Source organism: Pararhodonellum marinum, assembly GCF_015354735.1.
GTDB lineage: Bacteria > Bacteroidota > Bacteroidia > Cytophagales > Cyclobacteriaceae > Pararhodonellum > Pararhodonellum marinum.
In genome coordinates this window covers 203,711-219,908 of record NZ_JACEFJ010000007.1, presented here as the reverse complement: position 1 = coordinate 219,908, position 16,198 = coordinate 203,711, and the positions used below count along the sequence as shown (strand labels likewise).

Genomic DNA, 16,198 nt, shown 5'->3' with positions numbered 1-16,198 from the left:
GTCAGTTTTGGATAGAGATGGGAGATTGGTCACTCAGGTAGGCACTTCCCGATACGATCAGATGTTTGAATCCTTCCAATCCATTCAGAACCTGTACCTTTTCCGGATAAATTCGACCCAAGGTAACTTCCACTTTTTGGGCTAGCTCCCCGTCATTGCTGACAAAAACTAATCCTTTTCCACCATTGGCATCCAAGATGGCTTCATAGGGGATGTACCAGCTTGTCTTGCTCTGCCTGGCATGGATAGTGGCAGTACCGAACATGCCACTGGCCAGATGATCAGGCTTGTTCCCTTCAAATTCCAATTCCACCATATACGTGCCTGTCATGGGATCTGCTACCTGCGCCTTTCTTTTTACCGTGGCGGCATAGGCCTTAGATGGATCCACGGGGGTGGTGATTTCGGCCTTGTCCGATTCCTTGATCATGGCCCAGTCGCGGTCACTCAAAGCCACTTTGAGTTTCCATGTCCCTTTACCTGTTCCGTTGGTTTGGAAGACAGGAGAACCGGAAGCGATTTGTTGGCCCGGATTGACAAATTTTTTTAAAACATAGCCGTCTTGCACCGCTTTGATTTGAGAATAGTCCTTATTGAATTTGGCCGCCTGAAGGCCCTGTTCAGCGATGTCCAAAGCAGTTTTGGTGTTTTCGGACTGTTCTACTGTAGCTACCGAATCCTGCAAAAGCCGTTGTACCCTTTCATAATCTCTGAGGGCTTTTTCATACCCTAGTTGGGCTTGAGCTACGCTCGTGTTGATTTCTGTCAAGTCAAGGGTGGCCAACAATTGTCCTTTTCGGATATAATCCCCCTCTGTAACCAACACCTGGCTGATGATGCCCCCGGTTTTGAAGGACAATAAGGTCTCATCATCGGTGGTAAATTGCCCGGTACCCTGAATATCCAATAAGGATTCAGAGGCCACAATGCTCCAGACTTTCACTGGAATTTGTCCTTGGGGGATTTCGGTTTTGATGGTCTTGCCATCCGTGGTGCAGGCCTGAAGCAGGATCAGTCCGAGCACAGGCAAAAATAAGTAAGGAATAAGACGTTTCATGGTGTATCAATTCAAGGTTTCTAATTCTCGTTCTAATTGGGCCAAGGCATCCAAAAGTGTGTAGTTGGCCACTGTGACTTTTAATTCGGAAAGGGTAAACTGGTTTCTGGCATCAATGAATTCTATCAGGGAATTGGTGCCTTCTTTGTACCCTCGATCTATCAGCCGGAGGTAAGCAGAGGCTGACCTGAGGTTGTGTTCAGCGGATGTTTTGGCAGCTTGGGCCGCCTTGATGTTGTTTTTGGAAGCCCGAACGGCCATGTTGATTTGCTGGTCCAGCAGTTCGGTCTGGTAGGACAATGCTTCGAGTTGGTTCTGGCTTCGAAGGATGGCGTTACGGTTTCTGCCACCTTGGAACACCGGCATGCTAAGGTTTAGACCGAAGAAGGCATAGCGGCTTTGCTGGGAATAGTCAAAATCAAACCCCTGCATACCCAGGTCCACAAAGCTATTCAAGCGGGGGACGGCGTAGCGCTGATTTAATTTCAGTACAGTCTGTTGGATATTGGTAGCAGTGTTGATTTTGAGCAGTTCTGCCCTTTGTTCGTAGTCTTCTTCCTGAAGCAACCGGTTGATTTCCATTTCTTCGATGGGCTGGGTTTCGAAAATGACCTCGCTTTCCATTGGACGGTTTAATAAGAAGTTTACATAATAAGCCGCATTGGCCTTTCTGTTCAGCGCCTCGATGAGTTGCGCATTGATGTTTTCCACTTCACTTTCAGCCCTAAGTACCTGAGCAGGTAGACCTTTTCCATTGGCCAGTAAGGAGCGGTTGTCCTTGAGGTTTTGTTCTACCAATATTTTAGACTGGTTCAAAATCTCCATGGCTGTATGTGCCAAACAAAATTGATAATAGGCCTGCTTGATGTTTTTGACCAATTCAGCTTTGTAGATTTCCACCTCGTATTCTTCCAGCTTGACACTTTGTTCTTTGATCAGCTTGTTGTAGTGCAGGTCAGGGTTTAGAATAGGGTAGGAGACCCTGAATCGGGCGTCATAGAAATTGTTGGGCATAAACTGCTCTTCCACGTTTTCCAGAGGCATGAAGGTTTGCCGGTCCATCAGGGTGTTGAGGGAGGAGTAAACACCATTCAACAAATCCCCCAAAGGCAGGATAATGGCTCGGCCTCCCCTTGCCAGGCTGTAGTTGGCTCCAAAATCCACTGCAGGAAGGAAAAAACTTTTCGCATCCTTAAGTGCCAAAAGGCTTTGGTTCAGGGAGATGTTTTTGTCTTTTAGAACCAGGTTGTTTTGGAGACCCTCGTAGATGTATCCATCAAGTTGGGACTGAGCCGGGGCTTTTTCTAGAATCGCAAAGAAAATCAGCACCGTAAGCAGAATTCTTTTTAAAACAATTTGCATAAATAATTACGTTGTTATTTTATTTAACACTGTTTAATAATAGGTCAAAAAAAATCACAATTTGTCCAATACTTTCAAAAAAGACTCAAATCCTTTTTCGACAATTTGTTCTTCTTCTGCCAATTCTATCACGTCTGTTCTCTTTCTGATTTTCAGAGAGACCATCCCGTGTACCGTTGACCAGATCATAAATGAAAGTGCATCCAGGTTGTGCCCTTCAAAATAACCTTTGTCTAAGCATTGCTTTACTGTATGTTTCAGGTTTTTGAAAGTGCCTGAACCTTCCGTCCAACAATCATCATCTTTGTCCTCTAAATGATGCATGGGGGCTTCTATGATAAACATCAGGTCATACATGTCGCTATTTTCCAACGCAAACTCAATGTAAATCCTGCCCATGGCTTTGAGTCTTTCCATTGGGTTTTCCACTGCTGCCAAGATGCCCATTCTTTTGCCCATTTCCTGGAAACCCTCAGTATGGAGCGTATGGAAGATTTCGTTCTTGTCTTTGAAATAATGATAGATGATTCCAGGACTGTATTCTATCCGATCGGCTATGTTCCGGATGGAGGTTTTTTCAAAGCCCTTTTCGATAAACAGGGACTTGGCCGCTGCAAGGATCTGCTGTGTCAGCTCTTCTTTCTCCCTTACTTTTCTATCGGCTATTCCCATGGTAAAATATTATACATACAAATATAATTGAACAGTGTTTAATATTCCAAATTTTTCATCAACTTTTTTTCCAATGTTGATCAGCAGGTACTCACTAAAGATTGATTGCTTGATACTTCAAATTGTTGGAGTCTCGCTTTTTGGTGTAAGCATTTTTCAAATATAATTTGAAAAACCGCACAAGTCCCCCTATTTTGGATTTGATTTTCATATCCTTTTCTTTTTAACAAATCCAAGACCTATGACAGACAGAAGAACGGCACTCAAAACCCTGGGAATTGCAGGAGCTGGTTGGATGATCCATCCGCAATTAAAAGCTGAAACTCCGAAGGCAGCTGACACTTTTAGATTTTGCTTAAACACGAGTACCATCAGCGGCCAAAATCTCGGTATGGAAAAAAATATTGAGGTGGCAGCTAGGGCAGGATATGAGGGTATTGAACTATGGATCAGGGACATTTTAGCCTATTTGGAGAATGGAAAGTCCACCAATCAGCTCAAAAAACACCTTTCAGATGCAGGTTTGACTTTTGAAAATGCCATCGGTTTTGCTCCGTGGATGGTAGATGAGGATGAAAAAAGAAAAGCAGGCTTTGTTCAGATGAAGGAGGAAATGGAGCTCTTGGCAGCCTTAGGTTGCAAAAGGGTGGCCGCTCCTGCTGCTGGGGTGACGGGAACTTTGGATTTGTTTGAAGCAGGGGGTAGATACCGTGACTTGCTCCAATTGGGCAGGGAAACCGGAGTGATGCCTCAGCTGGAATTTTGGGGTGCTTTCCCCTATTTTCACCATTTGGGTCAGGCCTTGATGGTGGCGGCTGTATCCGATGATGCGGATGCGAGGATTTTGGCGGATGTATATCACCTCTATCGAGGGAATTCAGGTTTTGAAGGGCTAAAAATGCTGCAAGGAAAGTCTGTTGAAATTTTTCACATGAATGATTATGTGATGGATATCCCTCGGGAAAAGCAAGAAGACAAGGACCGTGTCTATCCCGGAGATGGTGCGGCACCACTGCAACAAATCCTAACCGATCTTAAAAACATGGGTGGTGAAAAAGTCCTGTCGCTGGAATTATTTAACCGTGATTACTGGAAACTCGACGCACTGGAAGTTGCCAAAACTGGCCTGGATAAAATGAGGGGGGCAGTGGCATTGGTAACTCCATCTACTTAAAGTTTGAATTATGAAGGAACATTTCCGGTTTATTGTTTATGAGGATTTTACGCGAAGAAATATAAATTTTTCAATATAATGTGTAAATTAAAAAAAATTAATTCTTGACTTTAATTTACTTTCGCTATGAATTCTTTTAGGCTTTTATGTCTCTTTTTGTTTGTGTCATGCATGTTTGCTTTTCAAGATGCCTTTAGTCAAGGAGGTGAATTGCGTGTAGGGTTGGGTTACCTTACTGCTCCGGATATAGGCACAATTACTTCGAGAGCGGTTATTGGTGGGCTGGATAATTATGATGAACCCAGTATCAAGTCATCGGTTGCCTTTTTGGTAGCTTATGTGGTAAATCCCATGGACAGGTTCAGTTTTGGCTTGGATGCAGGTTATCAGGTACTGGAAACCACGTATAGCGGTATGAATCTGCAGACTGTTACCACGAGTGATGCATGGTTTACAGTGATGCCTAGGGCAAATTTCAATTATATCAACAGAGATGCCTTGCAGCTGTACAGCGCTTTGTCAGTAGGTATGTCCTTTCTCACCAGTAACAGTGATGATACCACACCGGAACGATCCTCTGGTTCGGCATTCGGTTATCAAGTGGTTCCAATCGGTGTCAGGGTGGGGGATGGTCTTGCTTTTTTTGCTGAACTAGGTTTCGGATTTAGAGGAGTTCTGAATGCCGGAATTTCTTTCCGTCTTTAATTTGGAAATTTTTGAAGGGTATGCGCTATTGCCTTTTCGGTCAAAACTTTTAAGATGCTCAAATCGACATCTTCCAGTTGCTTGATATAAACGCAGGACTTGCCTGTCTTTATTTTCCCCAATTTATCCAATAAATCAGGTTCCTGATGGTTGAGGTCACAGGAAAAATAAAGTGAGATGGCGTTCTTTCTTGGGGAGAAACCTACCAGAAAAAAATCCCCTTCCCTTCCACTTTCATACGTATAATGATAGCTTCCAAATCCTATCATGCTATCTCCCCACATTTTCGGTGGAAAACCTGAAGCTTCTTCAAAAAGATTCACCAATTTTCTACTATCCTGTTGTTTCTTTTTGTCACTGACCTTTTCCAAGAAATCACTGACGTTTTTATCTGTGGGGGTTGTTTTGTTGGTGCTCATGGCTGTTTTATTTATAGCGGTCATTGAGTCCCATGCCTTGCATAATCATGGGTCTGATTTTTTCCAGTCTAGCCACTTTGGTCTTTTCCTGCTTGGCTTCCTGGATGTGGAGGGCATATTCCTTTTGCTTGTATGGACTCAACTCCTCAAAATTAGCTTTCAGATCAGGATCCAGTTCTAAAGCATTTTTGAGCAATTCCGGAATTTCCCAGGATTGGTCTTTTTCAGGTTGCCACCGTTTTCCGGATTTCTCGTTGCTGATGGCCTCATGCAAATAGGCTTTGATATCTTTTTGGAAAGCTTTGATTTCCTCAAGGGAGGTAAACTGCCAATGGCGCATCGCTTTGGTTTTCCCATCTTGGGCATTGCTCAGGACTTTTTTGGGATCTGACAAAAATACCCCGTTGTAAAACCAAAGGCTAACATGGTTTTTGAAAGCGATGGCGCCTACTACATTTTGACCATTGACCGTATACACATCCATTCCCCATTTGATGCTGGGTTCCATTTCGGTTTCCTTCAATAAGGATTTCAAATGGTCCAATGCTTCTCTGAAATGTTCGTGTTTGGTCATGGTGGGTTGGGTTTAGAAAGCGATATCTTAACTCGCTTCCTTATCGATACCTTAAATTAGGAAACAATTTGCTGAAAAAAAACTGGAGTTAGCTCCATAGGAGCGGCCGATTTACTAACCATGGATTTCAATCCATGGACTAGGCATCGGAAAATTGGTTAAGAGTCCCTACGGGACTTTGGGGTTGGGGCATGCTTTTAAGTCCGTAGGTTAAAACCTACGGTTAGTAGATCGGTCGTGCCTACGGCACTAAGATGACACCATGGTATCTCTGACCACAAAAAAAGAGGCAACTCCAGTGCCTCTCTTAAAAATCAAATTCTGGTTGATTTTAATCTTGATTGGGTTCAAATTCATCCTTGAAGGCATTGATCCGGGTTTTGATTTCCTCTTCCATTTTTTCAAAATCCCTTTGAAGACTTCCTTCCTGAACGTTTTCTTCGGCTGATCTGAAAGCCTGGGCTTTCATCCCCAGTTCATCCACCTGTCTTTCTATGGCTGAAAATTGCTGATCAAACTTAGTTTCCGTTCGGGAATTGGTTCTTGCCGGCTTTTCAGCCTTGAGTTGGTTGAGGTCATCTCTCAAGTCTTTTTGTCTGTCTTCCAAGTCTTCATAACTCGGCCTGAAGGCATCTGATACTTCTTCCGATCCCGGTTGGTTGTCTCTCAGGTCATCCGATTCATCCGCGGTGATTTTGTTATTTGGCCCATCACAGGCACTCAGTGTCATCAAGAGGGCTATACCCAAAAACATTAATTTTTTCATTTTATAGCTGATTTTAGTTTAAGATATCCGTTTTATCCAATCCTTAGGTAAGGCCTTTCCCTTTACCGCTTCATTTTTTTGTGCAAAATAGGTGCAAGCTTTATAATTTTTATTGGCAGTCTTATTTAATGCTCTTGAACCACTTTCCCGGTATCGGTATGTGGAAGAAATGGTGCATCATGTAGAATTTTTACCTTCTATTTTGGTAGATCTATCAATAAATAGATACATAAATTAAATTTAGCATATAAATAAGACAAAAAAAAATGGTATTATTTATGAAATAGAATAAGCTAGACTATATTCAAGAAAGCGTTTAACCCTTAAAAGTTTTTTTAATCCATAACCAAAAACAACATGGCAAAGCAAGCAAAACCCAAAATCAAAAACGAATCCCAATATGAAGCCCTTCGGGAACAAGGCATGAGCAAAGAAAAAGCGGCCCGGATTGCCAATACCGATCGTCCGGAATTCAATTCCACACCCTATGAATACTGTACCAAATCAGCGCTTTATGAGCAGGCGAAAAAAGTCGATATTCCTGGCAGGAGCAGGATGACCAAGGAGGAGCTTATCCAAGCCTTGCGTAATCATTGATTGGATTTATGGATTTTGAAGATCCTTTAACCAGCCTATAAGTTTATTTTGGATTTCTTGGTTGGATGCGAGGGATTTTTGACTTCGATATCGGGCAAAAATCCCCATAAACACAAAAAATCCAATGACAAAAATATAAGTCATGGTGTGGAAAAGTGGATGTGCACCTTTGAGCACATCCGCAAGAAACAACATAAAGGAGAGGTACATCAAGAATAGAAATGCCGGGGTGCCATAAGCCAACATGTATCGCCTGATTTTGATTTTTTTGAGTTGCTTGGTTAAATAAAGTGATGGATTCTCCAAGGCTGAGCTTTTGGAGAGGGAAACTCCTCCCCACATCCCTATCATAAAAAGCAACAGCAACAAACCCATCAACCCAAGACTCGAATAAAATAGCCATGATCTGTCAGTGAACTGAATCATGATCATGATAATCATGACTAGGCTAGATCCCATCGCGAGGGTCAATAGGACATTGACCAACAACATTTTCAGGTGCTCCGTTTTCACCCTTTGCTGAATCTCTCGGGGATCAATGTTGGCCAGGTCTTTTTGAGACTTCCATAGGTTTTTTAAATTTTCAAGATTTTCCATTTTCGGATTCGATTAACTTGGCTAATTTTCTTTTCACACGGTTGATTTTGACACCCACATGGTTGACTTCCAGTTGAAGTACGTCTGCAATTTCCTTGTAGGTGAGATCCTCTAGCATAAAGGAAACCAACAGCCTGTCTCCTTCAGCCAATTTTTGAATGCATTTATGCAGCAAATCCAGCTCTAAAGACTTTTCCCCTTGAGTTTGGAATGGTTCTTCCGCCTTGTTGATGTAGTTTTCAGGAAGTGGGGTTGATGGCTTTTGCCTGCTTTTGTATTTGATGGCAGTATTGTAGGCAATTCTGAAGATGTAGGTTTTCCAGGTGCTTTCTCCCCGGAATTGATCCATCGATTTCCAGATTTGTAGATAGATATCCTGCTTGAGGTCATTCAGATCTTCCGACCTGCCTACAAAGGACAAGCAGATTCTGAAAATGCTATCCTGAGATTCTTTGGTAATTTTATGAAATAGGGTTTCTTTTTTATTCATTTGCCCTTTACAACATGCAATGCTATTGATGAACTTTTCGTGAGACCTGATTGATTTCACTTCCAGAACCTAATTTGACTATTTCGAAAGAAAATAAATCAACGTTCAATTAGTTTGTACCTTAAATGGCACGAATATTACACGTTATTGGATTTTTTTTTAATTCTGGGACAGATTTCTTTTGGTTTTTCAATTAAACGGCGATTTTCCTATAAAAAAAGTTTACCACATGAGGCACACAGAACACATATTTTTTAATCACTTAATTTCAGAAGGGTTGTTTTTTTAAAACTACTAGTTGAACTATGGAACTATGTGGTAAAAAACTCCTGCTCCTTGATTGGAAATCGCCTTCAGGCAAGTATTAAAATATGGTCTTTATCTGAAAAAGGCCTACAAGGGAGTTTTTCTCTTAAAAGCAGGAAGATAATAATCATGCAAACCAAAAGGGAATTTGTGTAAAAAAAGCCAATTTCGTATGACTAAATTGCCGAAATTTATTTCAGGGACATTTAAGGAAATATCAATCAAAAAAACACAACCATGAACAAATTATTTAAAGGATTACTTGCCGGGTATGGAGCGTATAAACTAGGCGGGGGATGCTTGAGTACCATTCTGATTTTTATCCTGATCTGGTTTTTATTGGGCCAATGTAGCTGATGTCAATTGTCAATTTCAAAAATGAATTTTTCAAATAATTTCTATTCCGGGTTAATTGATATCTAAGCATAGGCTATTTGGTAAAGGAGCTCGGTATTCAAATCTAGAAGGAGGTTGAATGCTGATTCATTTCGGTATCGGGCTAGCTTGGCACTTCTTTTTTCTTTCCGCTGAACAAATACTCACCCTCGCTTCCCTTGCAATTCCCTAAAATCCTTTTGGGATTTTTTCTTTATCACAGATTTAAATCTCCCCGGGTTTTCATCCGGGGAAAATGCTTTTGTTACTCAATCCATCTGGATTTACCAGCATTTACCTTTTAACGGATTTTCAAGTCCACCTTCTTTTCCTCGATATGCCTTACTTACGGCAGTAAGCCGTCTTCTTAATCCCATTTTTTTTATTTACAAAGTGCTCATTTTCACCCGTTCGGGTGTATTTATTACCCTTAGAATCCTGCAAATTTGATCATCAAACAAAACCACTAGAATCATGGAAAATGTCATTGTACTTCAAAAAAGAGCAGTAGTTACCGAAGAAAAAGCTGCCAAAAAAATCAAAGTTGCTCCAATCATTAAGAAAAGCAATTTCTACCTAAAAAGAAGGTGCCTTGCCTTGTATGGAATGGCCATTATAGGTATGGTATTGATGTATGTCCAATGGATGTATCTCGGCACTCTGGTAGCGCTCCTTTCTTTAGGATTGGTATTTATTCTGAAAGATCTGGATGAGGCCTTCTCCATAGACCTCAATTTTAAACCTGAGGATTCCTTTAATGAAAACATCAAAAGAGACCTGGAATTTTAGTTTCTCCCCATTCCTTTGATATGGTTGTCCCAAAAAATGATGTTTATGTAAACAAACGCTATGAAGAAATCGAACGGACTCCCTTTTATCCAATTGGCCATTCAACAGAACCTGGTATTGTGGGAGGTCTGCAAAGAGCTGTGGGATATCGACCGTCGCCTTAAAGACGCACATTCCAAAAACCAGACAAAAAAGCAACAACTCAAGTGAAGGAGATAAGATGCAATACAATTGTTTTAGTTTAATCGATATACAAAATGTTGTTTTGTATTTTATCAAAATGAAAAAATCATTAATTTTAAATGAGCCCCTTGGTTTTGGCTGCGGCAGTTTTGTTGGGGTTTGTAATTGGGATATCCTTTAGTAAATATTTTATATGAGCGCTATCTGGCAATTATTAGGCTGTTTTTTATTCATTTTTCAATCAGAAAGCACCCTAGAAAATTTGGATAAAAAGCTAAGCAGCACAACAGCTTCTTCAGTAACCATGGAATTGCTATGGGAAGCCGCTGAAACCTCTTTGGATGAGGATGTTTCCAAAACCAAGTCCTATACTTCAAGATTAATGGCCTTTGAGGAGGTGCAACATGACAGTAGCTTGTTGATGAAGGCTTTGCGCTATCAGGCAACGGCAGAGCGGTGGCTGGGCAATTATGTACAAAGCATCAAAGAATTTGGCATTTGTTATCAATACTACAAAAACCAATCAGATACTGTCAATTTGGCTATTGTCAATTCCTATTTAGGCGCCATGAATGTGTTCATGGGATACAATGAAGAGGCCCAGAAGTACTTGTTGGAAAGGTATGAGTTGCTCAAGCCCAGGGATATGCCATCAGAATTGGCAAGTGCGGTGAATGGACTTGCCATCTTCTATGCCAATATGGGACAAAATGAAAAGGCATATGAAAGGTATCTGGAAGCCTTGGCCCTCTATGAATCCGCTGATGATACTTTAGGAAGGGCCAGCATCCATGCCAATCTTGGCCTTTTGCTGATGGAGGAAGGCAATCTCGAAGAGGCTGAGCACCATCTGAAAATCCAAGGGAGGCTGGATTCATTGGTCAATGACCAAAGAGGGCTTGGTTTTCATTTTGATTTTATGGGGTCTTTGAAAAATATGCAGGGCAAAAAGGAGGAGGCCTTGCAATATCACCTCACCGGATTGCAGATCAGATCGGCTTTGCCGAGCATCTACAACGTCAGTGAATCTCGGGCTGGATTGGCCCAGATTTTATATGATTTGGAAAGGTATGATGATGCGATTGATCAAGCCGAAAAGATTTTGGAGACCAGATTTGAAACCCAATCCTTAAGCCATCAGGAGAGGGCTTACGGGGTTCTGGCTGAATCCCATGAAGCCAAAGGGAATTATTCACAAGCTTTGGCGTATTATAAAGATTACAAACTAATCTCAGATTCAATTTACAACAGGGATTTAGCGGAAATTCTGGCAGAGAAAGATGCGAAATTTGAATTGGTCGAACAAAAAGCAAAAATTTCACTTTTGGACACTGAAAATCAAGCATCCAAACTGATCATAGGTCAAAAAAACAAGACACTGATCGTAGTGGTTTCAGCCATGGTCTTGTTTACCTTACTCAGTTTGATTCTTTTTATGCTCCTGAAAAAATACCTTAGACAAAAAAAGGATTTGGCCAAAGCTTTGGGGGAGAAGGATATTTTATTGGGTGAAATCCACCATCGGGTGAAAAATAACCTGCAATTGATTTCCAGTCTGCTTACCCTACAGGGCAAAAGCATCAATGATGAGATGGCTATCAATGCCATCAATGAAGGAAGAAACAGGGTAAGGTCAATGGCCTTGATTCATCAGGATCTCTACCAAAGAGACAACATCACCGGGCTAAAAGTCAAGGACTATTTGATCAAATTGTGCAGAGAGCTTTTTGACACCTACAACATCCACAATGATCAGGTAAAGCTACACCTTGATATTGAGGAATTGAATTTGGATATCGATACGCTAATTCCACTGGGACTGATCATGAATGAATTGATAACCAATAGTTTGAAGTATGCTTTTCCGGAAAAAAAAGATGGAGACCTCTACATAACTTTAAAGGAAAAAGCCGGATTGCTCAAACTTCAAATCAAAGACAATGGGGTAGGATACGATCCTGATAACGTAAGAGAAGCCTCTTTTGGTCAGCGAATGGTCAAGTCCCTAATCGAGCAGCTGGATGGGGCATGGAAAGTAGTCCATGAACATGGAACCGAGGTTTTGATGGAATTTAAGGATTACAAAATAACTCCGGTTTAATATGAAAAAGAGGATTTTGATCGTGGAAGATGAAGTGATGGTGGCTGAGGAAATTAAAATGAGCTTGGAGGATTTGGGCCATGAGGTAGTCGGAATGGTCATGAATGGAGATAAAGCTCTTAATGCCCTGACAATGTTCAATCCAGATTTGGCCTTGTTGGATATCCACATCAAAGGGTCCTTGAATGGGATTGATTTAGCTCGTCTGATCCGAAAAAACCACCTCATTCCCTTTGTATTTTTGACGGCTTATTCCGATGTGATGACTTTGGATAAGGCCAAAGATACATTGCCTTATGGATACATTGTGAAGCCTTTTAATGAAACAGATCTTAAAGTTTCCATAGAACTTGCGATTCACAAATTCCAAACTGAGCGCATGGAAACGGATTTTTCCCAAGCGTACATCAAGAGCAACTACGGCATAAGCCTTTCCGAGCGGGAATATGAAATCTTGAAATCCTTAAGAGAGGGGTTGTCTTATCAGGAAGCAGCAGACCGCCTGTTTATCAGTATCAATACCATCAAAAGTTACCAAAAAAGATTGTATCAGGCATTCGATGTTTCTACCAAAGCCGAGTTGATTAGAAAAATCGGGTGAGGAACCATCCTCCTGACGGCTCTGCTTTACTGGTAAACCACGCCTCTGTGATTCAATAATAACCTTCAAGGCCTCGGGGACCTCAAAGGTTGAGCCCAAATAAACCTTTTCTAATCACATGCCAGCATATCTAACTGGAAGTACACTAAAGGATGCTACTGATTTTCCATCTTCTTGAGCTGGTTCCCAATTGGGCATTTTTTCAATTAGATTCCAGGTTTCCAAATCAATAAAGGGATCAACGCCTCGGTAAATGGAATGAGGCGAGACCTTACCGTCCGGATGTATAACAAATCGAATAAAAACTGTCCCAACTGATCCCGCCTGCCTCGATTCTTTAGGATACTTTATTTGAGAGGCCAAATAAGCATTCAGTCCAGATTCACCACCTGGAAACTGAGCTATTTTACAATTACCACAAACAAGTCCATTCGGATTGTTTTCCAAAAGCCCCTCAATTGGTGTTTTGGAGTAAACCAACGATCCAAATTTTTTCTCTGATAGGAGATTCCCATTGTAATCAAAGGTTTTCCAAGTCCCGACAGCTTTTCCTTGAAAGGTTTTTGCTTCCCTGAGAAGTTTGGCGCCTTTTATTTCGAAAGTCTGGACCAATAAAGTGTCCTGATTCATGGTTTCCACTAATTTGAATTTGGCCTTTTTTTCATCTATCTCCTGTAATAAATATTCGTCTTTAAAATACTTGGTTTGCTGGGCGATAAGGGTAAAAGATAGAGAAATCAAGCCAAGTGTAAATAAAATTTTTTTCATTAAATTGGAAATAAAAATTAGCTTTCGATAGTAAAAAGAATTCTTGAAACTATAAAGTATTTTCTAAAACACAAAATTTAAGTCTTTATTGCCTTAATTTGATTCAATAAGATATCCGCTAGGTTTTTTTGTGGGGAGAAAGGTGGGCCCATCTGGTATTTAACAATGCTAAACAATTAAAGAAGTGGTATTTCTTTCAATTAAATATTAAGCCTTCAATCCTCCATTTTCAAAAAAGAGCCATGTGTCATCTCTTTTTTATTTCAACTATTTTTGGTTAAAAAACTTCTACAGCAAAAAAACCTCAGAGGTCCCGGAGACCTCTGAGGTTGAAATTGAATCTATTTAACTTTACTTAAACGCCGGAATCCCTGTAATCTCATTACCCAAGATCAGCAAATGAATATCGTGGGTGCCTTCGTAGGTGATTACGGATTCCAGATTCATCATGTGTCTCATGATGGGATACTCCCCGGTGATGCCCATTCCGCCATGGATCTGACGGGCTTCCCTTGCGATCTCCAGGGCCATGGCCACGTTGTTGCGCTTGGCCAAGGAAATGTGAGAAGTGGTGGCTTTGCCTTCATTCATCATCTTGCCCAGTTTCCATGCCAGCAGCTGGGCTTTGGTGATCTCAGTCAACATCTCGGCCAATTTCTTTTGGATCAACTGAAAGGAAGCAATAGGTTTGTCAAACTGTATCCTTTCCATCGCATACCTTCGTGCAGAATCATAGCAGTCCATCGCAGCCCCAATCGCCCCCCAGGCAATTCCAAAGCGTGCAGAATCCAGACACATCAAAGGTGCACCCAAACCGGATTTATTGGGCAATAAATTTTCCTTGGGCACCTTTACGTTATCAAAGACCAGTTCCCCTGTACAGGAAGCGCGCAAAGACCATTTGTTGTGGGTCTCAGGTGTAGAAAACCCTTCCATACCCCTTTCTACAATCAAGCCATGGATTCTTCCCGCTTCATTTTTAGCCCAGACCACAGCGATATCCGCTTTGGGAGAATTGGAAATCCACATTTTGGCTCCATTGAGCAGATAGTGGTCTCCCATGTCCTTGAAATGGGTGGTCATGCCGCTGGGATTGGAACCGTGGTCAGGCTCGGTCAGTCCGAAACAACCAAGCATCTCTCCGGAAGCGAGTTTGGGCAAGAATTTATTCCTTTGTTCCTCTGAGCCGAATTTATAAATAGGATACATCACCAGCGAACCCTGAACGGAAGCTGTGGACCGCATGCCCGAATCCCCTCTTTCGATTTCCTGCATGATCAGGCCGTAAGAGATGTAATCCAAACCTCCTCCTCCATAGGTTTCTGGGATCTGGGGGCCAAAAGCGCCCACCTCACCAAACTTGCGGACGATCTCATAAGGAAAATGCGCATCCTGAGCCCATTGTTCTATAGAGGGTGAGATCTCCTTTTTGACAAAATCCCGAATGGCACCCCGTACCAATTTGTGCTCCTCACTCAAAAGATCATCTATCTGATAAAAATCCACACCTTCAAACTGGTCTTGTTTCTGGGATTTATGTTTCGCCTCAACTGCTTCCATAATAATTTTGTTAATTGGGTTTTTAAATGGAATTTTACACTTTCAAATATATTACAAAGGTTAGCAATACAAAGTTTAAAAACGCAAGTTCTTTTTCGAAAAGCGCTATAAATCCAAAAAAATATCATGCCCCATACCCAATATCCGGCAGAAACTTTAGAAAAAATCAAGTTGCTTCAGGAAAAGTTCAAAGCTTCAGGGCAGGATCTTTCCTCTTACCTGGAAGGACTGCTTTATGCGGATTACCTGACCTACTGGGATTATATCAACCTGGACACCCTGCTGAGCCTGCAGCAGCCCAAAACTTCCTTTAAGGACGAAAAGATTTTTATCATCTACCATCAGATCACCGAGTTGTATTTTAAATTGATCATTTGGGAAATGGAGCAAATTGCCGAACAGGAAGACATCAAAGCTGCTTTTTTTAAGGAAAGGCTGGAAAGGGTCATCATGTATTTTGACCACCTGATTTCCTCCTTCACCGTCATGTGGAAAGGCATGGAAAAGGATCAGTTCCTCAAGTTCAGGATGTCTTTGCTGCCTTCAAGCGGTTTTCAAAGTGCCCAGTTCAGGGTCATCGAAATCCTATCCACTCCGGTTCAAAACTTAGTTCATTTGGAAGAAAGGATGGATTTTTCCGGACAGGAATCGGTGCAGGAACTCTTTGATAACCTATATTGGCAATTCGGAGCTACCGAATTGGCCACAGGAGAGAAAACACTTACCCTAAAGAATTTCGAAAAAAAATACGGTAAGGAACTGAAGGAATTGATTGTCAATTATAAAGACAATAACCTCTGGGGAAAATACAGGCAATGTAAAGATGTGGATCAGGAGCTTACCGATCTGATGAAATCCATGGACCTGAAAGCCAATGTGTTCTGGCCATTGGCCCATTACAAGTCAGCGGTGAGGTATCTACAGCGCAATCCAGAAGACATTGCCGCCACAGGTGGCACCAACTGGCAAAAATACCTGCCACCCCGTTTTCAAAAAGTGGTCTTCTATCCCGAATTATGGACGGAAGAAGAAAAGGACAATTGGGGTAAAGGATGGGTGGTCAAGGAGATATTTGGCCAAGAGGAAATTTGATTTTTTTACA

The 16,198-nt window shown here is 41.5% G+C and carries 18 protein-coding genes; 8 read left to right on the top strand and 10 right to left on the bottom strand.

Going from position 1 to position 16,198, the window contains the following annotated elements; translation table 11 throughout:
* Nucleotide 1: 1 nt before the first annotated feature.
* The 3 genes from H1A14_RS14450 to H1A14_RS14440 are packed head-to-tail and all read right to left on the bottom strand — an operon-like array spanning nt 2 to nt 3,091.
* Nucleotides 2–1,057, bottom strand: a complete 1,056-nt coding sequence (locus H1A14_RS14450; RefSeq protein ID WP_194776982.1) for an efflux RND transporter periplasmic adaptor subunit — start codon at nt 1,055–1,057, stop codon at nt 2–4.
* 6 nt (nt 1,058–1,063) lie between these two features.
* Nucleotides 1,064–2,419 carry a TolC family protein gene (locus H1A14_RS14445; RefSeq protein ID WP_194776981.1) on the bottom strand — a complete coding sequence of 452 codons (1,356 nt, stop codon included), beginning with the start codon at nt 2,417–2,419 and terminating at the stop codon, nt 1,064–1,066.
* A gap of 54 nt (nt 2,420–2,473) precedes the next feature.
* Nucleotides 2,474–3,091 (bottom strand): TetR/AcrR family transcriptional regulator, encoded by a 618-nt coding sequence (locus H1A14_RS14440; RefSeq protein WP_194776980.1) that lies wholly within the window; start codon nt 3,089–3,091, stop codon nt 2,474–2,476.
* A 241-nt stretch (nt 3,092–3,332) separates the two neighbouring features.
* Between H1A14_RS14440 and H1A14_RS14435 the strand changes: the two genes are divergently transcribed.
* Together H1A14_RS14435 and H1A14_RS14430 are read left to right on the top strand one after the other, a co-directional pair.
* Nucleotides 3,333–4,265 (top strand): sugar phosphate isomerase/epimerase family protein, encoded by a 933-nt coding sequence (locus tag H1A14_RS14435; protein WP_194776979.1) that lies wholly within the window; start codon nt 3,333–3,335, stop codon nt 4,263–4,265.
* Nucleotides 4,266–4,436: 171 nt separating this feature from the next.
* Nucleotides 4,437–4,970 (top strand): hypothetical protein, encoded by a 534-nt coding sequence (locus H1A14_RS14430; RefSeq protein ID WP_194776978.1) that lies wholly within the window; start codon nt 4,437–4,439, stop codon nt 4,968–4,970.
* Here H1A14_RS14430 and H1A14_RS14425 read toward each other — a convergent pair.
* The 3 genes from H1A14_RS14425 to H1A14_RS14415 all read right to left on the bottom strand — a co-directional run bounded on the left by H1A14_RS14425 (nt 4,967) and on the right by H1A14_RS14415 (nt 6,729).
* Nucleotides 4,967–5,389: a DUF1801 domain-containing protein gene (locus H1A14_RS14425; RefSeq protein ID WP_194776977.1), complete on the bottom strand. Its 423-nt coding sequence runs from the start codon at nt 5,387–5,389 to the stop codon at nt 4,967–4,969. The two genes, H1A14_RS14430 and H1A14_RS14425, sit on opposite strands and share 4 nt — an antisense overlap.
* A 7-nt stretch (nt 5,390–5,396) precedes the next feature.
* Nucleotides 5,397–5,963, bottom strand: coding sequence for a YdeI/OmpD-associated family protein (locus H1A14_RS14420; protein ID WP_194776976.1), 567 nt, complete (start codon nt 5,961–5,963; stop codon nt 5,397–5,399).
* A gap of 331 nt (nt 5,964–6,294) precedes the next feature.
* Nucleotides 6,295–6,729, bottom strand: a complete 435-nt coding sequence (locus H1A14_RS14415; protein WP_194776975.1) for a hypothetical protein — start codon at nt 6,727–6,729, stop codon at nt 6,295–6,297.
* Nucleotides 6,730–7,086: 357 nt separating this feature from the next.
* Between H1A14_RS14415 and H1A14_RS14410 the strand changes: the two genes are divergently transcribed.
* Entirely contained in the window at nt 7,087–7,326 is a 240-nt protein-coding gene (locus H1A14_RS14410; protein WP_194776974.1) for a DUF7218 family protein, read from the top strand.
* A gap of 6 nt (nt 7,327–7,332) precedes the next feature.
* On the opposite strand, the gene H1A14_RS14405 is transcribed toward H1A14_RS14410, so the two are convergent.
* Nucleotides 7,333–7,923, bottom strand: a complete 591-nt coding sequence (locus H1A14_RS14405) for a hypothetical protein (protein WP_194776973.1) — start codon at nt 7,921–7,923, stop codon at nt 7,333–7,335.
* Nucleotides 7,910–8,413 (bottom strand): RNA polymerase sigma factor, encoded by a 504-nt coding sequence (locus tag H1A14_RS14400; protein WP_194776972.1) that lies wholly within the window; start codon nt 8,411–8,413, stop codon nt 7,910–7,912. The genes H1A14_RS14405 and H1A14_RS14400 overlap by 14 nt, the downstream gene beginning before the upstream one ends.
* A 1,155-nt stretch (nt 8,414–9,568) precedes the next feature.
* Here H1A14_RS14400 and H1A14_RS14395 point away from each other — a divergent pair.
* The 4 genes from H1A14_RS14395 to H1A14_RS14380 all read left to right on the top strand — a co-directional run bounded on the left by H1A14_RS14395 (nt 9,569) and on the right by H1A14_RS14380 (nt 12,768).
* Entirely contained in the window at nt 9,569–9,883 is a 315-nt protein-coding gene (locus H1A14_RS14395) for a hypothetical protein (protein ID WP_194776971.1), read from the top strand.
* A 60-nt stretch (nt 9,884–9,943) separates the two neighbouring features.
* The gene (locus H1A14_RS14390) at nt 9,944–10,093 is read left to right on the top strand and encodes a hypothetical protein (RefSeq protein ID WP_194776970.1); all 150 of its coding nucleotides are present in this window, start codon (nt 9,944–9,946) and stop codon (nt 10,091–10,093) included.
* A gap of 277 nt (nt 10,094–10,370) precedes the next feature.
* Nucleotides 10,371–12,167 carry a sensor histidine kinase gene (locus H1A14_RS14385; protein WP_194776969.1) on the top strand — a complete coding sequence of 599 codons (1,797 nt, stop codon included), beginning with the start codon at nt 10,371–10,373 and terminating at the stop codon, nt 12,165–12,167.
* Between the two features lies 1 nt (nt 12,168).
* The gene (locus H1A14_RS14380) at nt 12,169–12,768 is read left to right on the top strand and encodes a response regulator transcription factor (RefSeq protein WP_194776968.1); all 600 of its coding nucleotides are present in this window, start codon (nt 12,169–12,171) and stop codon (nt 12,766–12,768) included.
* A 114-nt stretch (nt 12,769–12,882) separates the two neighbouring features.
* Here H1A14_RS14380 and H1A14_RS14375 read toward each other — a convergent pair whose 3' ends face one another.
* Together H1A14_RS14375 and H1A14_RS14370 are read right to left on the bottom strand one after the other, a co-directional pair.
* Nucleotides 12,883–13,536 carry an energy transducer TonB gene (locus H1A14_RS14375; RefSeq protein WP_194776967.1) on the bottom strand — a complete coding sequence of 218 codons (654 nt, stop codon included), beginning with the start codon at nt 13,534–13,536 and terminating at the stop codon, nt 12,883–12,885.
* Nucleotides 13,537–13,887: 351 nt separating this feature from the next.
* A complete protein-coding gene (locus H1A14_RS14370) occupies nt 13,888–15,096 on the bottom strand; it encodes an acyl-CoA dehydrogenase family protein (RefSeq protein WP_194776966.1) in 1,209 nt (402 codons plus the stop codon).
* Nucleotides 15,097–15,222: 126 nt separating this feature from the next.
* Here H1A14_RS14370 and H1A14_RS14365 point away from each other — a divergent pair, with 126 nt between their 5' ends.
* Nucleotides 15,223–16,188, top strand: a complete 966-nt coding sequence (locus H1A14_RS14365; protein ID WP_194776965.1) for a tryptophan 2,3-dioxygenase family protein — start codon at nt 15,223–15,225, stop codon at nt 16,186–16,188.
* The last annotated feature ends 10 nt before the right edge of the window (nt 16,189–16,198 follow it).